Genomic DNA, 20,633 nt, shown 5'->3' with positions numbered 1-20,633 from the left:
AATGATATATAAACTAATTATAGTAGATGACCATAAAATGTTTGTAGATGGTTTAATGAGTATTTTTGAAGATATGCCAGAGATTGATGTTATTTTAAAAACTGACAAACCCAAGACCGTCTTACCGTTTTTAAAACACACAAACGACATAGCATTAATTATTTCGGATATATCTATGCCCGAAATAGATGGTATTACTTTGAGTAAATATATAAAAAAAGATTTTCCTCTAGTAAAGATGCTTATGGTGAGTATGCATAACAACCCAAATATGTTTCATCAGTTAAAACAAAACGGAGTCAATGGTTATGTTCATAAAAATGCTTCTAAAGCTGAGTTATTAAAAGCCGTAGAAGTGATTCTAGCAGGTGAAAATTATTTTTCTGATAAAATCTTTAAAACCTACAAAGAAAGTTTATTTTCAACACAAGAAAGTAAACAAACACCTTTAAGTTCAAGAGAACTGCAGGTTTTAGAATTGATAGCACGCGAACATACCACTATAGAAATTGCTGATAAACTCTTTATAAGTAAACACACCGTTGAAACCTACCGGAAAAATTTGCTTTTAAAGTTAGATGCTAAAAACCTTGCAGGGCTTACAAAACATGCTATTTATTTAGGGTTATTATAATGGTCAATATTATTGGCGGTTACTTTGGAATAAATCAAGTCCCAATCAATAACTGATAAAAATCGAATTAAGTGTTTAAGCTTACCTATACTTTACCATCAATCAGTATCTTAGACCAGATAGGTACTGTTGGTTATAAATATGTATATCTCTTAAGATAACTCAATAATGACAGTCATATTACACTCATACTTATTCAACGTTAATTCTGACAGAAATATACAAGTTATAATAATAAAATCTGAAAGAGGTTAAGAAGTCTCTAGTTTGAACTTGATCTGATTATGTTAATTTCTACGCTTTTTATCAAAAGTATACGAAAGAACAACCCCATGGTTGTTTCCTAACACAGAAGTATTAAAACCTACATTATAGAAGTACACAAACTTAAAGTTCTTTATGGCATAAATACCTGCTAAGAAATTAATTGATGAACTTCTTCGATAACCGGTACCTATTTCAAGTTTATTTTTATAATTAACAGCCATGTTCAAATCGACCTGTAAAGGCGCACCTCCTTCATATTTTAAAAAAATACTTGGCTTAATCATAACCTCTTCAAATCGATTGGTAAAAAATCGATACCCGAAATAACCATAAACAGGAACCGATATATCTAAATCATCTTCGCTTGTCATAATTCCAGTATATAGAGTTTTAAGCTTTGGCATAACTCCTATGTAAGCTTCCCCAAAACCGAACTGTTTAAAATTAGAATAATAATCTTAACTTTAGACAGTATTATGAGAAAAATTATATTTTACCTTTTGTTTTTCACTTTGAAAATAACTAATTAGAACCTACAAACAATTTACATGTGTAAACTTTTATTTTTAGCTCACCAAATGTTAAAGTTAATTATTAATAGAGTCCATATTTACTGATTAAATACCACTATTCAAAAATTGATACCTCAAAGTAAAAATTGATACCTAGAAAGGTATACTTTTTAAAAGACTAATATAATATAAGTATATAGAGAGAAAGCCCTTAAAAAGGGCTCTAAGCTACTATAAAACCTATAAAAACAAAAAAGCCTCACTATTTCTAGTGAAGCTTTAAGTGAGCCCGATAGGATTCGAACCTATGACCGCCTCCTTAGAAGGGAGGTGCTCTATCCAGCTGAGCTACGAGCCCGTAGTTTTTATGTTTCTACGAAAACAGTGTCGGGGTGGCAGGATTCGAACCTGCGACCTCCTGCTCCCAAAGCAGGCGCGATGACCGGGCTACGCTACACCCCGATTAGGTCATCTGCAATTTATTGCGGAGAGACCGGGATTCGAACCCGGGCATCCCGAAGGATGACAGCTTAGCAGGCTGCTGCATTACCACTCTGCCACCTCTCCTTTAATTCTTGTCGAAACGCGAACTAAAAATTGCGAGTGCAAATGTATAACTATATATACGTTTCTACAAACTTTTTTAATAAAAAAATTTGCTATTCTGGATACTCAACTCGTAAGTGATAGATATTCATTAACTTATTCTTAATAATTTTTTTAATTTTTTCTATTTCTCTAAAAGTAATATCAGAATTTATGAACTGATTATCGTTTTTTTGCTTGTCTACAATACGATCAATTAAATCATCAATAGATTGTGCTGTTGGATTTTTTAAACTCTTAGAAGCTGCCTCAGCTGCATCACACATCATTAAAATAGCTGTTTCTTTTGAGAATGGAATTGGGCCTTGGTATTGAAATTTTTTTATATCAACCTCAGGATTCTCTTCTTGCTCTTTTTTGTAAAAATAATAGGTAACACTTGTACCATGGTGTGTTCTAATAAAATCTATGATCCTATCAGGTAATTTATTTTTTTTCGCTAATTCAATTCCGTTAATTACATGATCTAAAATTATGCGTGCACTATCTTCTGGTAACAAATCGTTGTGCGGATTTACTCCTGTGGATTGATTTTCGGTAAAATACATCGGATTTACCATTTTACCTATATCGTGATACAATGCTCCTGTTCGTACTAACATAGAATTTGCCCCTATTTCATTTGCTGCTGCTTCTGCTAAATTAGCCACTTGCATAGAATGCTGAAATGTTCCTGGTGCTTTTTCATTCAAATCTCTTAATAGTTTTGAATTCGTATTGGAAAGTTCCAATAAAGTTACATCAGAAACCAATCCGAAGAGCTTTTCATAAAAATAAATAAAAAATACTGCTAAAAATGATAAAAGTCCGTTGGCAGCAAATAACCCAAAATACATCCAATTTATTTTATCTGCATTTCCTTCTTTTAAAATAGAAAAGGCTAAATAAGTTACCATATAAATTAGCGTAATTTGTCCTATTGACATAAACAAACTCGCTCGTTTGTATAATTCTGAAACAGTTAAAATAGTTACAATTCCTGCAATGATATGTAAGTAAATAAACTCAAAACTATTTGGTACAATAAAACCCAACAACAACACTGTAAGTACGTGAGTAAACAATCCTAATCGAGCATCAAAAAAAGCTTTGAGTACAATTGGCAAGATACTCAATGGAACAACATACAAATAATCTGAATTATACTTTACCACCATCGTCTGCACAAAAATCATCAAAAAAACATTAAAGAATATAAACGTTACTTTATTGTTATCGTTGAATATTTCAAATCGATATCTTTCAAGAAAGAGCAATAACATTAGTAATGCTAAAGCCACTAAAATGGTATACCCAAAAACTATCCAGTTATAATTAGACTTTGTCCAAATTCTAGAACTCGATGCTACTTCGTACGATTTTAAGACATTGTACTTTCTTCCTTCAACAATATCTCCTTTTAAAATTATCAATTCTCCTTTTGAGACTTTTCCTTTTGCATAAGAAATACTTTGCAAACGTTCATTTAATTCCTTTTCACTGTATTTATAATCATAAGTTACATTAGGGCGTAAATTGCTAGATAGGTAGTTTATAAGTAAGCGTTGTTTGTAATATTGAAGATCTTCTGTATTAGTTCGCAAAAAACTTAACACATCTTTGGTTTGTATTAACCTTGAAAACGGAACATCATCAATAGAGTTTCCTTTTCGTAACACTACTACATCTCCTCTGCTTGCTTTATCATTACTTGCATCGTCTAAAAAGCCATACAAGTATATTTTATCAATAAGCTTCTCTCCTTTTTTAATTAAATTTCTAATCGTACTAGTTGATAAAGAGTCAAGGTTTGTAACTTCATTAGTAAATAAACTTAATACCTCAGCTTTTACCGATGTATCAACTACAAAATATTTTTTTGAACCATTTTCAAGCTCCTTTTTTTCTTCGGTTATTTCTTCAGAAGTTTTTTGAATAGCAAAATCAAAAGGAGCATATAAATTATCATATTGCCAAGGTTTTCCTTGCGGAAAATCGTATTTAAACTGTCCTCCTTTAGGAAACAAATACACTATGGCAGTAACTGTAATTAGAAACAACAATACTTTGTAAATTATCGTGTTATTCTTATACAGTCTATTGATTAAATCGTTCATTTTTGATGTTTATAAAATGTAAATATAACCTTTCTCTATAATTTGAGTACTTATTATAAAATGGTTATTTTCGCAAAACAAATCTTAATACAATTCACCCAATACACGAAAACAATAGTCGTAAAATAATTATTAAGCACTTAACAACTTTATTATTTTGGTTAGTTTGTAGTTTTGGGATAAATAAAATTTAACAAATAGTAGCACATGAAAGAAGTAGTAATAGTATCGGTTGCAAGAACTCCAATTGGTAGTTTTTTAGGAACATTATCAACTACACCTGCACCAAAATTAGGTGCTGTAGCCATTAAAGGAGCTTTAGATAAAATTAACCTAAAACCAGAAATGGTTGAAGAGGTTTTTATGGGAAATGTAGTTTCAGCAGGTTTAGGTCAAGCACCGGCTCGTCAAGCTGCCATTTTTGCTGGAATTCCAGATACTGTACCATGTACTACTGTAAATAAAGTTTGTTCATCAGGAATGAAGTCTATCATGTTAGCGGCTCAGACAATTGCTTTAGGAGATGCTGAAATTGTAGTGGCTGGTGGTATGGAGAATATGAGTATGATTCCTCATTACCAACATGCTAGAACAGGTTCTAAATTCGGTCCTATTAAAATGGAAGACGGAATGCAAAAAGACGGATTAGTAGATGCTTATGAGCAAGTTGCTATGGGAGTTTGTGCTGATGAATGTGCTGTAGAATATGAATTCTCTAGAGAAGATCAAGATAATTTTGCTGTAGAATCATACAACCGTTCTTCAAAAGCTTGGAGTGAAGGTAAATTTGCAGATGAAATTGTTCCTGTAGAAATACCTCAACGTCGTGGTGAGCCAATTATTTTTTCTGAAGATGAAGAATATAAAAACGTGAAAATGGAAAAAATTCCTGCTTTACGTCCTGCATTTACAAAAGAAGGAACTATTACTGCTGCCAATGCTTCTACCATTAATGATGGTGGGGCTGCGTTAGTATTAATGTCTGCTGAAAAGGCTGCTGAATTAGGATTAACTCCATTAGCAAAAATTAAAGGGTATGCAGATGCTGCAAATGCGCCTAAATGGTTTACTACAGCTCCTGCAAAAGCGTTACCAAAAGCCCTAGCTAAAGCTGGAGTTTCTATTAATGATGTTGATTATTTTGAGTTAAACGAAGCATTCTCTGTAGTTGGTTTAGCTAATATGAAAATTTTAGGCTTATCAGCAGATAAGGTAAATGTCAATGGTGGTGCGGTTTCATTAGGGCACCCATTAGGGGTTTCTGGAGCTAGAATTATTATTGCTTTAACTTCTATTTTAAAACAAAACAATGCTAAAATTGGTGCTGCTGGAATTTGTAACGGTGGTGGTGGTGCTAGTGCAATGGTAATTGAAAGAGTTTAATTTTTTAAAGCCCCTACTAGCAGATGTCCTTTGGTATTTGTAATTTAAGTATTGTTCCTCTTCGATTAGAACCTTCTGATGCTTCAGAAATGGTAAATCAAGTTGTTTTTGGTGAGCACTTCGAGGTTATAGAAAAAACTAAGAAATGGAGTAAAATCCGTTTAGCTTTTGATAACTATGAAGGGTATATAGATAATAAACAATACGAAGAAATTTCAGAAGAAATACACATCCTTTTATCAAAAGAGAAAAAACACTATGCTGGTGAATTAATCGATTTTATTACCGATAATAATAGTAATTTAACAACTATTCCCATGGGGGCTCGTCTTCCATTATTTAAAAATAACAAAATCAATATTAATAACACCTCTTTTTTATATGAGGGCAGAGTGTGTAATAATAAATTAGCAAAATCTGCTATAGTTGAAGCTGCTTTTTTATTCTTAAATGTTCCGTATTTATGGGGTGGTAAATCTCCTTTTGGAATCGATTGCTCTGGTTTTACCCAAACTGTATATAAATTATGTGGATACAACTTACTTCGTGATGCTAAACAACAAGCTACACAGGGAGAAGTTTTGAGTTTTATTGAAGAAAGTGAGCCTGGAGACTTAGCTTTTTTTGATAATGAAGAAGGTATAATTACCCATGTTGGAATTATTATGAATGACTACAACATTATACATGCTCATGGTAAAGTTCGTATTGACAAATTAGACCATAGCGGTATTTATAATGTTGATACACAACAACACACTCATAAACTTAGAGTTATTAAACGTTTAGTTGATTAGTCTATTTAACTTTATAACATAAAAAAACCGAAACTTTTAAAGTTTCGGTTTTTTTATTCTTTAAGAATTTCTTATTTCATTGATTGATATAAATCTCTGTATTCAGAAGCTTTATCGCTCATCTCTAAAACTTCATATAAATTCATTAAAGTTTTAACTGTTTCTGCATTTCTGTTTAAACTATCAGCTTTTTCTAAGAATGGAATAGCTTCTTTGTAAACCTCTTTTTGCTTAGCTGCTAACTCATCATACTTCTTGAAATTTGATAAGTTTTTATTCATTTCCTCAACAATAGCTTTTTCTTTATCTAAAACTACTACTGCTAAATTCATATAAGCATCAGCATAATCTGGTTTTAACTCAACTGCCTTAGTATAATACTTCTTAGCATCATCCATTCTACCTTCGTTAAAGTTTACAACGCCTAAATTATAGTATAAAGTTGGGTTTTCTGGATCTAAAGCTACTGCCTCATTCATCAGCTCTCCAAACTTATCCATTTTACCCATCTCAACATATAACTGAGCTTCATTTAAAATTAAATTTAAATCTTTAGGGTTAGAAGCACGAGCATCTTTAAAAGCTGCAATAGCTTCATCTGTTTTTCCTTGCTCTTTTAAAATTAAAGCTACATTTTTAACAATTGTTGCTGATTTAGAATCAGAAGATTTAACTTCAGGCTTTACATAATTCCCTGTTTTTACCATTAAATCTCTTCTTGCTTTGTCATTACCAAAACTTTCTACTTTACCTGTAGCTTTATCTGTAGCTAAATATTGTTTTTCAACACCTGTATAACCTATTTTTTGCAATTCTCTATAATATTCAATAGCCTTATCATAGTCTTTAGCCTGAGTAGCTGAAACCGCTGCATTAAAAGCAAAAGAAGTATCCGTAGGACTTAATACATATGTTAAATAAAAATCTTCTGCTGCATTTTTATAGTCTTTCTTATTATTATATAAATCAACCGCTTTTTTTGAAACCTCTTGAATCAATTGGTTTAAGATAGGCTTAGCTTCATCAGTATACTTATTCTCTTTCATTGCTAATAAAGCATTCAAAGCTTCTCCTGCCTCTTTATAATCTTTTTTAGCTGCTAATGCTTTTCCTTTTAAAAAGTAAAATTTAGACTTATATTTATCTTCACCGTTCATCATTAAAGAACCCTCAATAGCGTTAAGGGTACTTAATGCTGTAGTAAAATCTTGTTTTTTTATAGCCTTCTCAGCAGCTTTAAGTTCTGATTTTTGAGCGATTGCCCCCAACGACATTAATCCTAAAGAAAGGGCTAAGATTTGTTTTTTCATTTTTGTTATGGTTTATTTATTGTTGTTCTTGACTTTCATTCGTTTCATTTTCAATTTCTGTGCCATTTTCTTCTTCGTCTTTTTCATGCATAACTTTTGCTACCGCAGCAATATCATCATTATCTTTAATATTGATTAACTTAACACCTTGAGTTGCTCTACCCATAACTCTCAAGTCTTCTACAGCCATTCGGATAGTTAAACCCGATTTGTTAATAATCATCAAATCATTAGAGTCATCTACATTTTTAATAGCTACTAAATTACCAGTTTTTTCTGATATATTCAATGTTTTAACTCCTTTACCTCCACGGTTTGTTATACGATAATCTTCTAACTTAGAGCGTTTTCCATATCCCTTCTCTGAAACTACTAAGATATTACTTTCCATATCATTTACAGCTACCATACCAATTACCTCGTCTTTCTCGTGTGATAATGTAATACCACGAACCCCAGATGCTGTTCTTCCCATTGGACGTGTTTTAGCCTCTTCGAAGCGAATTGATTTTCCTGACTTAAGCGCTAACATTACTTGGCTATCTCCAGTAGTTAATTTCGCTTCTAACAACTCATCTCCTTCTTTAATAGTAATAGCATTAATACCATTAGCTCTTGGACGTGAATATTGTTCTAAAGGTGTTTTCTTAACCTGACCTCGCTTTGTAGCCATAATAACAAAGTGATTATTGATGTAATCTTCATCTTTTAAATCTCCTGTTACTAAGAATGCTTTTACTTTATCGTCTTGTTCAATGTTTATTAAGTTCTGAATCGCTCTTCCTTTCGTATTCTTTCCTCCTTCTGGAACTTCGTATACACGCATCCAGAATACCTTTCCTTTCTGAGTAAAGAACAACATGTATTGGTGGTTAGTACCTACAAATAAATGCTCTAGGAAATCTTCGTTACGAGTCGTCGCTCCTTTTTGTCCGCGCCCTCCTCTATTCTGAACTTTATATTCATCTAAGTTTGTACGCTTCACATACCCTGCATGCGAAATAGTTACTACTACTTTAGAGTTAGGAATCATATCTTCGATTCTCATATCTCCTCCTGCATATTCAATTACTGAACGACGCTCATCTCCATACTTCTCTTTAATATAAAGTAATTCTTCTTTGATTATATCATAACGCCTTGGCTCGTTTGCAAGAATATCTTTTAAATCTGCTATAGTTTTGATAATCTCATCATACTCCGCACGTAATTTATCTTGCTCTAGTCCTGTTAACTGACGTAAACGCATCTCAACAATTGCACGTGCTTGAATTTCTGACAGTTCAAAACGTTCAATTAATTTTTCACGAGCTTCATCAGCATTTGAAGAACCTCTGATGATTGCAATCACCTCATCAATATTATCTGATGCAATAATTAACCCTTCTAAAATATGTGCTCGAGCTTCGGCTTTCTTTAATTCAAACTCTGTTCTACGAACAACAACTTCATGTCTATGTTCTACAAAATAATGAATTAACTCTTTTAAGTTTAATTGCTCTGGACGACCTTTTACCAGTGCAATATTATTTACACTAAAAGATGTTTGTAATTGTGTGTACTTAAATAATTTATTTAAAACAATATTAGGAATTGCATCACGCTTTAACACATAAACGATGCGCATTCCTTTACGGTCAGATTCATCACGAATACTAGCAATACCTTCTAATTTCTTATCATTTACCAAGTCAGCAGTTTTCTTAATCATTTCTGCTTTGTTTACTTGATAAGGTATCTCAGTTACAACAATACACTCACGACCTTTTACTTCTTCAATCGTAGCTTTGGCACGCATTACAATACGTCCACGACCTGTATGAAAAGCATCTCTTACACCATCATATCCGTAAATAATTCCTCCAGTTGGAAAATCAGGTGCTTTGATGTGTTGCATTAACTCATCAATTTCAATATCACGATTAGCTATATACGCAATAGTACCATTAATAACTTCTGTTAAGTTATGTGGTGCCATATTAGTTGCCATACCTACTGCAATACCTGATGCTCCATTTACTAATAAGTTAGGAACTCGTGTTGGTAATACGGTTGGCTCGTGCAACGTATCATCAAAGTTTAATTTATGATCTACTGTATCTTTTTCTATATCAGATAACATTTCTTCTGATATTTTTTGCATACGTACCTCAGTATAACGCATTGCTGCTGGACTATCACCATCTACAGAACCAAAGTTCCCTTGTCCATCAACCATCATATAACGTACACTCCAGTCTTGTGCCATACGCACCATAGAATCGTACACCGAAGTATCTCCGTGTGGGTGATACTTACCTAATACCTCTCCTACAATTCTTGCAGACTTTTTATATGCACCAGTAGCTTTAATTCCTAATTCATGCATACCAAACAAAACTCTTCTATGTACTGGTTTTAAACCATCTCTTACATCTGGTAATGCTCTTGATACTATCACCGACATTGAATAATCGATGTATGCGGACTTCATTTGCTCTTCAATGTTGATAGGGATCAACTTTTCGCCATCTGCCATATATTTTCTTTTAAAATATTAGTATTTATTTTCGTCAAAAAAGTGAATTTTACACTCGATAAAACTCACTTTTAAAATGCTTTCTAGTTCTCTGCACTTTCTAAAACATTGCAAGATACTACAACCCTCAGTTTTACACAAAAAATATATAAACTGTTTTATCGTTATTTATTAACAATTTTATAAGATAAAAAAACTTTAAAACACCTTATTTTACTCGTCAGAATGTCAGTAAAAAACTATTGGCATCTTTTTTGTAATTTTTAAGAAAAAAACTTACTAACTTTACAGAGACAGAAAATAAATTTATGGACGATAATTTTTCACCACAGGTTAGAGATGTGATTACTTTCAGTAAAGAGGAAGCCTTACGACTAGGACATGACTTTATTGGGACTGAACATCTTTTGTTAGGTTTGATTAGGAAAGGGGATGGAAAAGCCATTGAAATATTAACAACTTTTGATGTTGATTTAGATTTAGTGCGCAATAAACTAGAAAAGTTAAATCCTACAACTCCATCTATAACAAGCCCTCAAAGAAAGAGTTTACATCTTACCAGACAAGCAGAGAAAGCTATAAAAACCACGTTTTTAGAAGCTAAACTATATCAAAGTAACGCAATAGACACCGCACACTTGTTGCTATGTATTTTACGTAACGAAAATGACCCTACCACAAAACTACTTCAAAAATATGATGTAGATTATGAACAAACCAAAAACTTGTACAAAGAACTACACGTAGATGATGACACTTTTATTTCACCAATAGGAGAAACACCATCTGATGATGAATTTGCTGACGAAAAGTCAAACCCTTACGGGCAACAGTCTCAAAAAGGAAAGCAAGTTAAAAAATCTAAAACTCCTGTTTTAGATAATTTTGGACGTGATTTAACAGCTTTAGCAATAGCAGGAAAACTAGACCCTGTTGTAGGTCGTTTAAAAGAAATTGAACGTGTTTCTCAAATTTTAAGTAGACGAAAAAAGAACAACCCGATGCTTATTGGTGAGCCAGGTGTTGGTAAATCTGCCATTGCAGAAGGCTTGGCTTTACGTATTATTGAAAGAAAAGTATCTCGAATTTTATTTGACAAACGTATTGTTTCTTTAGACTTAGCTAGCTTAGTTGCTGGAACAAAGTATAGAGGTCAGTTTGAAGAGCGTATGAAAGCGCTGATGAACGAGCTAGAAAAAAATGACGATATTATTCTTTTCATTGATGAAATTCATACAATTGTTGGTGCTGGTGGCGCTACAGGTTCATTAGATGCTTCTAACATGTTAAAGCCTGCTTTAGCAAGAGGAGAAATTCAATGTATTGGAGCCACAACCTTAGATGAATACAGAACTAATATTGAAAAAGATGGTGCATTAGAGCGTCGTTTTCAAAAGATAATTGTAGATCCTACTACGGTTGAAGAAACGATACAAATTTTACACAATATTAAAGGTAAATACGAATCACATCATCATGTAACTTTTACCGATGAGGCTATTGATGCCTGTGTAAAATTGACAAATCGTTATATGACTGACCGTTTTTTACCAGACAAAGCTATTGATGCTTTAGATGAAGCTGGATCTAGAATTCATATTACTAACATTGTTGTTCCTCAACAAATTTTAGAATTAGAAGCTAAATTAGAAGAAATTAGAGGACGCAAAACCAAAGCTGTAAGCGGACAAAAGTATGAAGAGGCTGCAAAGCTTCGTGATGACGAAAAAAATATAGAAACAGCTTTAGAATCTGCACAACAGCAATGGGAAGAAGACTCTAAATTACATAGAGAAACTGTTACTGAAGACAATGTAGCTGAAGTAGTATCGATGATGACAGGAATTCCTGTAAATCGTGTTGCCGAAGCAGAAAGTAGCCGTTTAGCAGAATTACCTCAATTAATAAAAGGTAAAGTAATTGGTCAAGATGAAGCTGTTACCAAAGTTGTTAAAGCTATACAGCGTAACCGTGTTGGATTAAAAGATCCTAACAAACCAATTGGTTCTTTTATCTTCTTAGGTTCAACTGGTGTTGGTAAAACACAGTTAGCTAAAGTATTAGCTCGTGAGTTGTTTGACTCTGACGATTCTTTAATTAGAATTGATATGAGTGAGTACATGGAGAAATTCGCCATTTCTCGTTTAATAGGTGCACCTCCAGGATACGTTGGTTACGAAGAAGGTGGGCAATTAACTGAAAAAGTACGTCGTAAGCCTTACTCAGTAATCTTATTAGACGAGATTGAAAAAGCGCATCCTGATGTATTTAACATGCTATTACAAGTGTTAGATGACGGACATATAACTGATAGTTTAGGTCGCAAAATAGATTTTAGAAACACCATTATTATTATGACTTCAAACATTGGAGTTCGTAAATTAAAAGATTTTGGTGGTGGTGTAGGTTTTGGAACTTCCTCTAAAAAAGAGCAAGAAGACGCCCATGCAAAAAGTATTATTGAAGGTGCTTTAAAGAAATCGTTTGCTCCTGAATTTTTAAACCGTATTGATGATGTTGTAATATTCAATTCATTAGAGCGTGAAGATATTCATAAGATTATTGATATTGAATTAGATAAGTTACTAAGCCGTATTGATGATCTAGGCTACAAACTTAACTTAAGCGAAAAAGCCAAGGATTATATTGCTGATAAAGGCTTTGACAAACAATATGGTGCTCGCCCATTAAAAAGAGCCATTCAGAAGTATATTGAAGATGCATTAGCTGAAGAAATTGTTAACTCAAAACTTGATGAAGGTGACACCATTTTTATGGATTTAAATGAGAAAGACAAAAAACTCATTATAAAAATAGAAAAAGGTGAAAAACCAAAAGAGTCTCGTACCGAAATAGACGAAGACCAATAAGACAAAAATCCCAAGCAAAATGCTTGGGATTTTTTTATCCTCTATTTTAATAATACTGTCTTAGTATTTATAGCTATAAAATTGAAACTGTTTTTGATTTATAGCAATCACTTATTCCTATCTTTGTAAACCTAACAAACTATACTAAAAACACTATGACGCTCACTATTAAAAACATGGTTTGTAACCGCTGTATCCTAGTCATTCAAAATGAATTAGACAAACTAGGTGTGGGTGTAAAAAATATTAAATTAGGTGAAGTTACACTTGAAAAAGAGCTTACTACCCAAGAAAGAGAATATTTAGACAAAACCTTACTTAGCTTAGGATTCGAGATTATTGATGATAAAAAAAGGCGCATTATTGAAAAGATAAAAAATCTAATTATCAATTTGGTACACCATCAAGACAGTGAAACAAAAGTCAATCTATCTGAACTATTAAGCAACGAACTTCATCACGATTATAATTACTTATCCAATCTTTTTTCTGAAGTAGAAGGTACTACCATAGAAAAGTATTTTATTGCTCAAAAAATAGAAAAGGTAAAAGAATTATTGGTTTACGATGAATTATCGTTGAGTGAAATTGCTTTCCGTTTGCACTATTCAAGCGTAGCATATTTAAGCAATCAGTTTAAAAAAGTTACAGGATTAACGCCGAGTCACTTCAAAAAAATTCGTAAAGACAAACGTACACCATTAGACGAGGTGTAAATCTTATAAATCGATTCCAAAATTCCACAATAAATTTTCTCTAACTTAATGCCAACTTTGTATTGTACAATTAATACAGTAAAAAATGGCAACAAATAACAATAAAGATATCATTTACCTCCCCTTAGAAGGTGTGGAAAGTGAACACTGTGCTTTAATCGTTGAAAAAGGATTAGCACATGTTGAGGGAATTGAAGCCCACAAAGTAGAACTAAACAACCAAAGAGCTACTATTACAGTTACTAACGAAGAAATTCTTGCAAACGCCGTTACCGCTATAAAAGATTTGGGCTACGGTGTAACCACTGTTAAAAAAGTTTTTCCAGTATTGGGTATGACTTGCGCCTCTTGTGCAGGAAGTGCTGAAAGTATTGTTAGCTACGAACCAGGTGTAGTAAGTGCTTCGGTTAATTTTGCTAGTGGAAACTTAACGGTAGAATACCTTCCTAATATGACCAATGCTACAAAACTGCAAAAAGCTGTACAAGGTGCGGGTTATGATTTGTTAATTGAAGACGAAACCAAACAACAAGAAACCCTCGAGGCTATTCATGAAAAGAAGTTCAAGCAATTAAAAACTAAAACCATTTGGTCGGTACTACTTTCGTTACCTGTTGTTATTATTGGTATGTTTTTTATGAACATGCCTTACGCCAACCCTATTATGTGGGCCTTCTCTACCCCTGTGTTGTTATGGTTTGGTAAAGACTTTTTTATCAATGCATGGAAACAAGCCAAACATCGTTCTGCAAATATGGATACCCTAGTAGCTTTAAGTACAGGTATAGCATATATTTTTAGTGTATTTAACATGTTATTTCCTAAGTTTTGGGAGTCTAGAGGATTAGAAGCACATGTATATTTTGAGGCAGCTTCAGTTATCATTGCATTTATTCTGTTAGGAAAACTATTAGAAGAAAAAGCCAAAGGAAACACCTCATCTGCCATTAAGAAATTGATGGGGTTACAGCCTAAAACCGTTGTAGTGATACAACCTGACGGAACGGAAAAGCAAACTGCTATTGAAAATGTGAACGTAGGTGATACTATTCTTGTTAAACCAGGAGAAAAAATTGCGGTAGATGGTATGGTTACCACAGGAAGCTCGTATGTAGATGAAAGCATGTTAAGTGGTGAACCTGTTCCGGTACTAAAAGAAGAAAATGAAAAAGTGTTTGCGGGAACCATTAATCAGAAAGGAAGTTTCCAATTCAAAGCCGTTAAGGTTGGAAAAGAAACCATGCTAGCTCAAATTATTAAAATGGTGCAAGATGCACAAGGTAGTAAAGCTCCTGTACAGAAATTGGTTGACAAAATCGCCAGTATTTTTGTACCTGTAGTTATGAGTATTGCTGTTATTACATTTATTATATGGTTTATTTTAGGTGGAGATAACGGAGTGGTTCAAGGGTTATTAGCTGGTATTACGGTACTGGTTATTGCATGTCCTTGTGCTTTAGGTCTTGCTACTCCTACCGCTATTATGGTGGGCGTGGGTAAAGGTGCCGAAAACGGTATTTTAATTAAAGATGCTGAAAGCCTTGAATTGGCTAAAAAAGTAAACGCCATTATTTTAGATAAAACAGGAACTATTACCGAAGGAAAACCTGAAGTTACTGGTATATTTTGGTTACAGAATAATGATACTGCTAAGAATATTCTTTTAAGTATTGAGAAGAAATCTGAACACCCATTAGCAGAAGCTGTTGTAAAGTTTTTAGGAGATACTGCCACTACCCCACTAACAAATTTCGACAGTATTACAGGTAAGGGTGCTAAGGCTGATTATAACGAAGAAACCTTTTTTGTGGGTAATAAAAAGTTGTTGGCTGAAAATAAGGTTACCATAGCGGACGAACTTTTAAAACAGACGGAAGAATGGAGCAAACAGGCTAAAACTGTTATTTGGTTTGCTAATAGTAAAGAAGCACTTTCAGTACTTGCTATTTCAGACAAAATAAAAGAAACCTCAGTACAAGCTATTAAGGAACTACAGGCTATGGATATTGAACTATACATGCTTACGGGTGACAACAAAGCTACCGCAAAATCTATTGCTGAAGAAACAGGTATTCAACATTACAAAGCTGAAGTATTACCACAACATAAAGCCGATTTTGTAAAAGAGTTACAGCAACAAGGAAAAACCGTTGCTATGGTGGGTGATGGTATTAACGACAGTACTGCCTTAGCTACTGCCGATGTAAGTATTGCCATGGGAAAAGGTAGTGATATTGCGATGGATGTTGCTAAAATGACCATTATATCATCTGACCTAAGTAAAATACCACAAGCTATAAAGCTTTCAAAACAAACGGTAGCTACCATTAAACAAAACCTATTTTGGGCATTTATTTACAACCTTATTGGTATACCTATTGCTGCTGGTATTTTATACCCTTTTAATGGTTTCTTATTAAACCCTATGATTGCCGGTGCAGCTATGGCTATGAGTAGTGTTAGTGTGGTTAGCAATAGCTTACGATTAAAATGGAAAAAGTAACAAGTGTTTCGGCACTAGCAAGTGTCGGAATGTTTTAAATCTCACTTAATAAGTAAATCTGTAAATCTCACAAATCAATCTTAAAATTGTACAACAACAAACACACCTGTTGTGCTGAAATTTGCAGTATTCAATAACAAATAAATTTTTAATATCATGGAAAATAATAAAGAGTTAAAATTCAAAACAAACCTTAACTGCGGAGGATGTGTATCAAAAGTACAAGCTGATTTAGATAATGCTGAAGGTGTTTGCCATTGGAATGTAGATACTAATTTTGATGATAAAGTTCTTACCGTAAGTTCTAAAGGAATTACTGCGGATGAAGTAATTGCTATCGTAAAAAGTAAAGGTTTTAAAGCAGAACCTTTAGTATAAAAACAATTACACAATTCTCACTTACGCTACAAATTGAAACAAACAAGAGCATCTGTGCTTTTGTAAGCTGTTAAGTTAACTGTTTATTAAACTTTACATTTAAATACACCTCTCTTTGGGGTGTATTTGTTTTTAAAATGGTTTCTTTATACACCACAGCACCTAACAAACATTTTTCTACACAATACGAATATTTTACCTTTTTACTTGTTTGGTGTTACTCCCCTTAGGCAGTGAATAACACTCCCCTTAGGCAAGGAGTGTCGACCCGATTAGGCTTGGGGTGTCGACCCGATTAGGCTTGGGGTATCGACCCGATTAGGCTTGGGGTATCGACCCGATTAGGCTTGGGGTATCGACCCGATAAAAAAGTTGCACTTTTTTATCTTACTTTTTTTATATTTGAGAGTGTTAATAAAATTGCTATATCTTAATAATATCCCATGTTTGTATCGGGGTAAAAGAACTAAAATTTAGTATATAACGAGTTGTGCGTAATTAGTAAAAACTATCAAATAAATGAATGACCCTCTACCAATACTTGAGCCCTTTGCTGACAGCTTAAAAAAATTAAACGTTGGTCCCTTTCTTAAATCTAGAGATTTTAAAAGATTAAGAATTCAAGCTGGACTAGAAGAATATTGGAGAAACACCTATAATCATGTCAAGAATTCACGTAGAGTAATTTCTCTTGAAATGGATTATGAAAAATATGATTCAATTAATACTTTGAACATATTAATGAATGATCTCTTAGAAAAAGCCAACGATCGGTTTTATCTATTTATTAGAGATTTTTTAAGAACATTTTCAACTTGGCTTAATGAACCTTTTGATACAATAGAAATAATAGAAGATTTAGAGCTTTTAAACTGTCCAACTACAATAATAGAGGATATTAAAAAATTAGATAGTACAAACAAAACTGCCGTTCCAAAACTCGAAATACCAAATATAATTGACAATTCTGACAAGCTTGAAGAATGTCTAAGAAAGATGGACGAGTCAATCCGAAACGAAGAGTTTAATCTAACTTTGACCTATGCATATTCATCTTTAGAAGGAATTTTCAAGACGTATATTTTCTTAAAAGTTCCTTCACAAAAAGATGAAACTGAATTATCAAAAATTTCTAAAATTGTAAGAGAGGATTTAAAGGCTCGTTTTCTTGAAACTGACAAAAAATTCCCAGAACCAATGCTAAATTTAATTGGAACCATTACTAACGCAATATCTAATGCAAGAAATAATTTTAGTGAATCTCATTTTGATAAAGATTCTGATAAATGGCTAGCTGAATTCACCAGAGATTGTGTTAATTCAATTGGTAGGTTAATTCTAAAATTTGTAGAATAACTATAACCGTAATTACGACAGTTTTGACCGTATCTGAGTTAGCTTGAAACTACTAATGTCAAAAAATATTAGATTTACTCCCATTACTTATAATTATTTATGAAACCGTTAGCTATAACTTTCTAATTAATAACCTTTATTAAAACAACAATAAAATGTTCCACTCAAAAAATGAATCTCCATACATTAAATATGAAAATCGTTTAGCTGATGTTCTAGCCGCTATTCAAGTAATGTCTATCTATAAGTTTTATAAATTAGATTTTAAAAGTTGGTCTATGAGGATTTCTGGTGATGAATCTAATTTTGCTTATTGGAAAAAGGTTTTTGAAGAGCATCCTGAATTTTTCAGATTTAATAGTGATGAAGGAAAAGTTTCTTTAGCTTGGAGGAGAAGTAAACAAAGAAGGTTTCATGTTGATCTAAATAAAGAAATAACTTTAGACCAAATAAATAATTTACCAGCTACTGAGGCGAAAGAAAAAATTTCGAGGTCACCTTTAAACAGTTCAGAAGTCCAATCTTTAATAGCCGTTGCAATTGACTTGCACACAAGAGCTTTTGAAAATAAGAAAGATAGTAGATGGTGGGTTGTGCCAGTGATTAGCTCTATAAGTGGTTTAATTGGTGTTCTTGTAGGAGCACTTATAAAATAATACTCCTCATATCAATAGTTACAAGTAATTACTTACTCTTGCCTACCTCTTAACCAAAATTACTACCCCTAGCAAAACATTTATTACAAATGAAAAAACTTACAATAATTTTAATTCTAGCTTTTACTGTATTTGTTTCCTGTAGGCAGAGTAAACAAGAAAAACAACAAGTAACTCCTGAAAAGTCTGAGTTTACTGAACTTATAAAAGAAGATTACGAACTTTATAAGCCAACAAAAGAAATTAAAGCGGTTTTAATTCTGTTTGGAGGTTACCCAGAAGTTGCTAAAGACATTAAAAGAGAGTTTAAAATTCTTGATATTGCTAGAAAAAATAATATTGCAGTTATACTTTCTAATCTTAATCAAAAACTATGGCTTGAAGAAAACGAACAACAACAACTTGCCAAAAGTTTACAAACTATAATTACAGAAAACCAATTGCCTACTGACAATATCTTTATTGGAGGCTTTTCTAGCGGTGGGGTTGTAAGTCTTTTAATAAGCAATTATATTGTTGGTAAGAAACAATTTTATATTGACCCAAAAGGAGTATTTATAGTAGATTCTCCAATAGACTTGGTTGCTTTGTATAAATCTTCAGAGAAAAATATAGAACGAAACTTTTCAGAGCCTTCAATTCTTGAAAGTACTTGGCTATTAGAAACATTAGGTAATAACTTTGGTAATCCTAGAGACAGTATTAAAAAATACGAGGAAAAAGCTGTATTTACCTCTAGTACAGACAATATTTCTAACATAGAGAAATTAAAAAACACTAAGATTAGACTTTATACAGAACCTGATACTTTATGGTGGAAAAAGAATAGAATGGCTGATTATGACCAAATGAATGCTTTCTATATCAAAAAACTATATGAGAGTTTAAAAACTAAAGGTTTTAATAATGTTGAGTATATACTAACCACAAACAAAGGATATAGAGCAAATGGTGAACGACACCCTCATAGTTGGGCTATTGTAGACAAAAAAGACCTAATAAACTGGATATTGAAAAAATAAATACTGGTAATAAAAGTTGCTTATTCTAGTTTATTTCTTAAATTTTCATGGTTTTCAGTTTAGTCTGTACTTGTTAAGCACCAATTTATATTGCTCTTAATAGCTAAGCGCAGTAGTTAACATTAAAAAATAAACCGAATAAAAAATGAAAAAAATAATATTGGGTTGTAGCATCCTTTTAATATTAGGCTTTAGCTTAATCTGTTTAATATTTTATACACTTACTTTACCCAAATACAGAAATAGCTCTAAAGACAAACCTTTTTCAGCAGTTATAAATAAAAAACTTATAACTAAAAGGTTAATTTTAATTATAAAAAATCCTGATATTCCTGCTTCTGAAAAATATACATATCACTTGGAAGATGGAAATGGTTATGGGATGGATTCAGGACTAGAAATAGCTGCAAAAATACCTATCGGAACAGAAGTTATGATAGATAAAGCAGAACTACATACAGGGCGTGTAAGTGGTACTACTTCTTCATATTTGTTTGGAACAATATATAGTAAGAAAAATCAAAAAGAATATGCCTTTGAATATTCTTGGGGAGATTATCATATTTTATATGAGGATGAACCATATTGGACTTTTAAGCTTGCTTTTTGGCAAAATAAAGCTTTAACTGAAAAGTATTTTATCAAAGTACCTTAAATAATAAATATATAAAACCTCTAAATTGTTATAAATATATAAAGCAAAACAATGGTCTTAACTTTTTACTAACCGCTGGCTAAGAACTGAAGAAGAGAATGAAAAAACATGCTATTAAATAAATATTTAACTAATCGTCTCAAAAAAAGTTTTAAGCTAAAAAAGATGGCATTGTTACTAATTTAAAAAAGAAATTTCCGACTTGAATTAGAAATATACCCCTTAAAAAACAGAGAAACTTTAACATAGTTACTAACTTAACTTTTCTATATAGCTGATATAGAAAAAATGCTTGCAGAAAGTTATCTTGATATATAAGATGAGTTTTATTTTTAATTTATCATTAATTACACC

Annotated in this window: 15 protein-coding genes and 3 tRNA genes; 11 read left to right on the top strand and 7 right to left on the bottom strand. The window is 32.5% G+C overall.

Translation table 11 applies throughout. The annotated features are described in order from the left end of the window. The first annotated feature begins 1 nt into the window (after position 1). Positions 2 to 634 (top strand): response regulator transcription factor, encoded by a 633-nt coding sequence (locus tag Q4517_RS13325; protein WP_303510304.1) that lies wholly within the window; start codon positions 2 to 4, stop codon positions 632 to 634. Positions 635 to 921: 287 nt separating this feature from the next. Here the strand turns inward: Q4517_RS13325 and Q4517_RS13320 are convergent, their stop codons facing one another. The 5 genes from Q4517_RS13320 to Q4517_RS13300 form a co-directional block, all read right to left on the bottom strand. Then, positions 922 to 1,305: a type IX secretion system membrane protein PorP/SprF gene (locus Q4517_RS13320; protein WP_303510302.1), complete on the bottom strand. Its 384-nt coding sequence runs from the start codon at positions 1,303 to 1,305 to the stop codon at positions 922 to 924. A gap of 392 nt (positions 1,306 to 1,697) precedes the next feature. Further along, a tRNA-Arg gene (locus Q4517_RS13315) sits at positions 1,698 to 1,771 on the bottom strand. 29 nt (positions 1,772 to 1,800) lie between these two features. Continuing rightward, a tRNA-Pro gene (locus Q4517_RS13310) sits at positions 1,801 to 1,875 on the bottom strand. A gap of 23 nt (positions 1,876 to 1,898) precedes the next feature. Further along, positions 1,899 to 1,980: transfer RNA gene (locus Q4517_RS13305), tRNA-Ser, on the bottom strand. 92 nt (positions 1,981 to 2,072) lie between these two features. Then, entirely contained in the window at positions 2,073 to 4,115 is a 2,043-nt protein-coding gene (locus Q4517_RS13300) for an HD family phosphohydrolase (protein ID WP_303510300.1), read from the bottom strand. Between the two features lie 207 nt (positions 4,116 to 4,322). Here Q4517_RS13300 and Q4517_RS13295 point away from each other — a divergent pair, with 207 nt between their 5' ends. Further along, a complete protein-coding gene (locus Q4517_RS13295; RefSeq protein ID WP_303510298.1) occupies positions 4,323 to 5,498 on the top strand; it encodes an acetyl-CoA C-acyltransferase in 1,176 nt (391 codons plus the stop codon). A gap of 23 nt (positions 5,499 to 5,521) precedes the next feature. Beyond that, entirely contained in the window at positions 5,522 to 6,295 is a 774-nt protein-coding gene (locus Q4517_RS13290; protein ID WP_303510296.1) for a C40 family peptidase, read from the top strand. A gap of 71 nt (positions 6,296 to 6,366) precedes the next feature. Here the strand turns inward: Q4517_RS13290 and Q4517_RS13285 are convergent, their stop codons facing one another. Both Q4517_RS13285 and gyrA read right to left on the bottom strand, forming a co-directional pair. After that, on the bottom strand, positions 6,367 to 7,605 hold the full coding sequence (locus Q4517_RS13285; protein WP_303510294.1) for a tetratricopeptide repeat protein: 1,239 nt from the start codon (positions 7,603 to 7,605) through the stop codon (positions 6,367 to 6,369). A gap of 16 nt (positions 7,606 to 7,621) precedes the next feature. Then, complete coding sequence (gene gyrA, locus Q4517_RS13280) at positions 7,622 to 10,123, bottom strand: DNA gyrase subunit A (protein WP_303510292.1); 2,502 nt, start codon at positions 10,121 to 10,123, stop codon at positions 7,622 to 7,624. A gap of 308 nt (positions 10,124 to 10,431) precedes the next feature. Between gyrA and Q4517_RS13275 the strand changes: the two genes are divergently transcribed. The 8 genes from Q4517_RS13275 to Q4517_RS13240 all read left to right on the top strand — a co-directional run bounded on the left by Q4517_RS13275 (position 10,432) and on the right by Q4517_RS13240 (position 20,279). Then, positions 10,432 to 12,993 carry an ATP-dependent Clp protease ATP-binding subunit gene (locus tag Q4517_RS13275; RefSeq protein WP_303510290.1) on the top strand — a complete coding sequence of 854 codons (2,562 nt, stop codon included), beginning with the start codon at positions 10,432 to 10,434 and terminating at the stop codon, positions 12,991 to 12,993. Between the two features lie 155 nt (positions 12,994 to 13,148). After that, positions 13,149 to 13,709 (top strand): AraC family transcriptional regulator, encoded by a 561-nt coding sequence (locus Q4517_RS13270; RefSeq protein WP_303510288.1) that lies wholly within the window; start codon positions 13,149 to 13,151, stop codon positions 13,707 to 13,709. An 85-nt stretch (positions 13,710 to 13,794) separates the two neighbouring features. Next, on the top strand, positions 13,795 to 16,212 hold the full coding sequence (locus Q4517_RS13265; protein WP_303510286.1) for a heavy metal translocating P-type ATPase: 2,418 nt from the start codon (positions 13,795 to 13,797) through the stop codon (positions 16,210 to 16,212). Positions 16,213 to 16,368: 156 nt separating this feature from the next. After that, a complete protein-coding gene (locus tag Q4517_RS13260) occupies positions 16,369 to 16,590 on the top strand; it encodes a heavy-metal-associated domain-containing protein (RefSeq protein ID WP_303510284.1) in 222 nt (73 codons plus the stop codon). Positions 16,591 to 17,109: 519 nt separating this feature from the next. Then, positions 17,110 to 17,946 (top strand): hypothetical protein, encoded by an 837-nt coding sequence (locus Q4517_RS13255; protein ID WP_303510283.1) that lies wholly within the window; start codon positions 17,110 to 17,112, stop codon positions 17,944 to 17,946. A gap of 155 nt (positions 17,947 to 18,101) precedes the next feature. Continuing rightward, complete coding sequence (locus tag Q4517_RS13250; RefSeq protein WP_115900516.1) at positions 18,102 to 18,602, top strand: N-carbamoyl-L-amino acid amidohydrolase; 501 nt, start codon at positions 18,102 to 18,104, stop codon at positions 18,600 to 18,602. An 89-nt stretch (positions 18,603 to 18,691) separates the two neighbouring features. Further along, entirely contained in the window at positions 18,692 to 19,624 is a 933-nt protein-coding gene (locus tag Q4517_RS13245) for a hypothetical protein (protein ID WP_303510272.1), read from the top strand. A gap of 145 nt (positions 19,625 to 19,769) precedes the next feature. Further along, positions 19,770 to 20,279, top strand: coding sequence for a hypothetical protein (locus Q4517_RS13240; RefSeq protein WP_303510270.1), 510 nt, complete (start codon positions 19,770 to 19,772; stop codon positions 20,277 to 20,279). Positions 20,280 to 20,633: the final 354 nt, after the last annotated feature.

The organism is Tenacibaculum sp. 1_MG-2023, from assembly GCF_030547425.1.
Classification (GTDB): Bacteria; Bacteroidota; Bacteroidia; order Flavobacteriales; family Flavobacteriaceae; genus Polaribacter.
The sequence above is the reverse complement of the archived record's forward strand: the minus strand, read 5'-3'. Positions and strand labels throughout refer to the sequence as shown.